The 1,350-nt window shown below is 47.3% G+C and carries 1 protein-coding gene; it reads right to left on the minus strand.

Annotated elements, in window-relative coordinates; all coding sequences use genetic code 11:
- A partial coding sequence (locus ACFIO3_RS13185) for a DUF4815 domain-containing protein (RefSeq protein WP_375704606.1) occupies window positions 1-1,350 on the minus strand: 1,350 nt, incomplete at both ends.

Consider the following 1,350-nt stretch of genomic DNA (forward strand, 5'->3'; position numbering starts at 1 on the left):
GGGTGCAAAATTTTGATAGGGGTTGATCTTTTCGCAAGCCGTTGTCAACTCTTGCGCAATGATCACTTCATTTGTCCAGTCAAGGGTGACAGGCGCTTTTAAAGGAGCAGTATAGAATGTTGGGTCAATGGCAAGCTGCAAAATGCCGTTGCCTACAGCTCCCGTTTGTTGAAAGCCTTCATCTCTGTAACTATCATCAAGAAAGGGATCAGCGAACATGCCTTTTTTGGCAACGGGCTCTTTAGAGTCTACATTGCTTTTAATGCGCTCTAACTGCATCAACCGGTCAAGGGAAAGCACCCGTTGAAAATAGCGCCACATCTCATCATAGGGGGCAACACGGGTGCCATCATTGACCACAAGGGGGGTACTAAGCCAATTGTTGGTAATGGTTGCGAGCGACAACACCTCATCAGGGACACTAGGTGCCATGGGTTGGTCTGAAGAAATCCCTTTGATATAGACGACATTTCCCCCTGTGTTGAGACCAATACGGTCAATGCGGGGGAGTTTGTAAGTGTAACTGACAATGATATCACCACCCTCCGCACCCCCTGATACTGTAATTTCCTGCGCTGTTACCTTATCAGCCGTGATTTTTGCACGATAGCGATAAGTCACCTTATAGCTGCTCCCTGCTAAAGGTTCGTCTCCCACCGGTGCCCAATCAATGGTGTCTCCGGTTTTTTTAAAATCCGTTCCTTCTTTAAATTCTTTAGTTCCTTGAACAATTTTGATAAACGCGGTGATGCTTTTATCCGGCACGCCATCACGCCCTGCGGCAACGGCACCGCGGGTGACGGTAACGGTTTTTTCTTTTGTCAACAAAAGAGACTGAATATCAGCAAGAGGAAAATAATAGGGTTTAAAGGTAAAGCTTGTTTTCCCTTTTGGGGGCGAAAAAATATGCGTTTCGCTAGGAACAACGCTTGTCGAAAAATCTTCCATCTCTTCATGGCGCAAAGCTGCTAAGCGTTTGCGTTTAAAACCATTGATATTGGCTTCTCCCTCTTGAATGCTAAACACTTGGCAACCGTTATTTGCTCCCAATGCACTTACACGGCATCCCCCCACGATATAATGCCCATGGGCGCGGTCGTACGTCGCAATGGCTTGCATGGCCGGTTCAAGGAGTGAGGGCGATTTTTGATCAATCAAAACGCCATCTTGTAAGATATAGACCGGAAAGAAAGCCCCTTGCTGCTCATCATCTTTGAGAGCCCAGACAAGTTTTGCGACTTCGCGTGCCGCTCCGGGCTCTCCTTCTGCCAAACTGCCGGCAACTTGCCCCAACAGCTCTGGATCATCCTCATATGTCACCCATTTCTTTTGTAGCTTTACACCAATTTC

This window comes from Bartonella sp. AD328YNZD (assembly GCF_042196425.1).